This window comes from Bradyrhizobium sp. PRIMUS42, from assembly GCF_023006515.1.
Lineage (GTDB): Bacteria > Pseudomonadota > Alphaproteobacteria > Rhizobiales > Xanthobacteraceae > Bradyrhizobium.
Genome location: NZ_JALBGZ010000910.1, coordinates 1 through 2168, shown reverse-complemented (window position 1 = coordinate 2168; position 2168 = coordinate 1). Strand labels below are relative to the sequence as shown.

Annotated in this window: 2 protein-coding genes and 2 pseudogenes; all 4 read right to left on the bottom strand. The window is 65.9% G+C overall.

From position 1 onward, the window contains the following. Nucleotides 1-107, bottom strand: a pseudogene (locus MOV75_RS35540) (gfo/Idh/MocA family oxidoreductase); the annotation flags it as partial. Then, a complete protein-coding gene (locus MOV75_RS35535) occupies nt 104-880 on the bottom strand; it encodes a FadR/GntR family transcriptional regulator (protein WP_246932088.1) in 777 nt (258 codons plus the stop codon). The pseudogene MOV75_RS35540 and the gene MOV75_RS35535, both read right to left, overlap by 4 nt. Next, the gene (gene yjfF / locus MOV75_RS35530; RefSeq protein ID WP_246932090.1) at nt 877-1857 is read right to left on the bottom strand and encodes a galactofuranose ABC transporter, permease protein YjfF; all 981 of its coding nucleotides are present in this window, start codon (nt 1855-1857) and stop codon (nt 877-879) included. Before yjfF ends, MOV75_RS35535 begins: the two co-directional genes overlap by 4 nt. After that, nucleotides 1854-2168 (bottom strand): annotated as a pseudogene (locus MOV75_RS35525) (ABC transporter permease); the annotation flags it as partial. The gene yjfF and the pseudogene MOV75_RS35525, both read right to left, overlap by 4 nt.

Sequence of the window (2168 nt, the reverse complement as noted above, 5' to 3'; positions counted from 1 at the left end):
CTGGCAACCGCGGTCAGCGTCGCGCCCGGCACCGCGGCGATCGCGCCGACATGCTGGTCGCGCGCGATCTTGCCGAAGCCGACGATGGCGATCCGAAGTTCCGTCACGAACTCTCTCCAGATTCCGCGGATGGCAACGCCTCGGACGGCGCGGTCTCGATCACGGCGCCCTCGTGGCGATGCATGCCGTTGTGAATGACGAAGACCATCGCCTCCGAGGCTGCCTCGGCATCGCCCGCTGCGATGGCATCGACGATCTTCTGATGCCAGAGCAGCACGGTTTCGCGGTCCTCCAGCTCGACCGGTGCGCTGAGCAGGAACGAGGCGCGCAGAGCCGCCTCGATGACGTGGCCGATCGAACGCATGAACAGATTGCCGGAGGCGCGCGCCACGGCGACGTGAAGCGCGAGATCGGCATCGGCAAAGCCGACGGAATCGGAGGCTTCAAGACGCATACGGTCCATACAGCGGCGAAGCTCGACGAGATCTTCCTCCGACCTCTGCGCCGCCGCAAGCATTGCGGCGCGCGGCTCGACAGCCAGACGTATTTCCGCAAGGTCGTTGAGGAAGCGCTTGTCGATGCCGGCGTCCAAGTGCCAGGCCAGCACGTCGGCGTCGAACATGTTCCAGGCCGCGCGTTCGCGCACGACGGTGCCGACGCGCGCCTTGGTGGTGAGCAGGCCTTTGGCGACCAGGGTCTTCACGCTCTCCCGCAGCACCGGCCGCGACACGCCGAACATCGCGATCATCTCGGCATCGCCCGGCAGACGCGTTCCCTCCGCGTAGCGGCCGGCGATGATGTCGATGCCGATCGAGCGGGCGACCTCCGCATGGTTGGAGTGAGCCCGTCGCGTCGGGATGACGACGATGCGCGAGGTCATGTCGCGGCTCCCAAGCTCTTCGTTACCGGCCGGCGCGCGAGCGCGACCAACCCCTGCTGCAAGGCGATGAAGGCGAACAGCAAAACGCCGGTCGCGATCTTGGTCCACCAGCTCGACAGCGTACCATCGAAATTGATGTAGGTCTGGATCAGGCCCTGGATCAGCACGCCGAGGAAGGTGCCGATCACCGAGCCCTGCCCCCCCGTGAGCAGCGTGCCGCCGATCACGACGGCCGCGATGGTGTCGAGCTCGACGCCGACGGCAGAGAGCGAGTAGCCGGCGCTGGTGTAGAAGGAGAACACGATGCCGGCGATCCCTGCCAGCAGGCTGGACAGCATGTAGATCTTGATCGTCATCTTGCCCACAGCAACGCCCATCAGGCTCGCGGCGGCCCGGCTGCCGCCGAGCGCATAGACATTGGCGCCGAACCGGGTGAGCTGCAGCAGCAAGGCTCCGCCGATGACGATCACGAGCATGATGATCGCGATCGCCGTCAATCTGCCGCCGCCGGGCATCCGCAGCGCGAAGTCGGAAACCGTCGAATAGACGGGTGCCGTGATCGGCACCGATTCCGTGGACAGCAGGAAGCTCGCGCCGCGCGCCAGGAACATGCCGGCGAGCGTCACGATGAACGGTGGTAGATCGAAGACATGGATCACGGCTCCCATCGCCGCGCCAAAGGCTGCCGAGAGCGTGAGGATGGCAACGAAGGCGACCAGCGGCGGCATGCCCCAGCGCTCGACCGCGAGCGCGACGAAGACGGTGGTGAATCCGATCACCGAGCCGACCGAGAGATCGATGCCGCCGGAGATGATGACGAAGGTCATGCCGGTCGCGACGATGCCGAGGAAGGCGTTGTCGGTGAGGAGATTGCCGACCACGCGGGTCGAGGCGATGTTGGGGAATTGCACCGCGCAGAGCGCAAAGCCTGCGACGAGCACGATGGCCGTGATCAGGACGGGCGGCAGGCCTTTCATGCTTTGGTCCTCCGCAGCCGCGCAACGATGCCAGCAGAACCGGTCAGCTTCGGCGATTGCAACAGCAGCACCGCGAGCACCACCACCGCCTTGACCAGCAAGTTGAATTCCGGCGGATAGCCGGACAGCAAGATTCCAGTGTTCATGGTCTGGATGATAAGTGCTCCAAGCACGGCGAGCACGAGGCTGAAGCGGCCGCCGAACAGCGAGGTGCCGCCGATCACCACGGCCAGGATCGCGTCGAGCTCGAGCCAGAGGCCGGCATTGTTGGCATCCGCGCCCATGATGTCGGCCGCCGCGATCACGCCGGC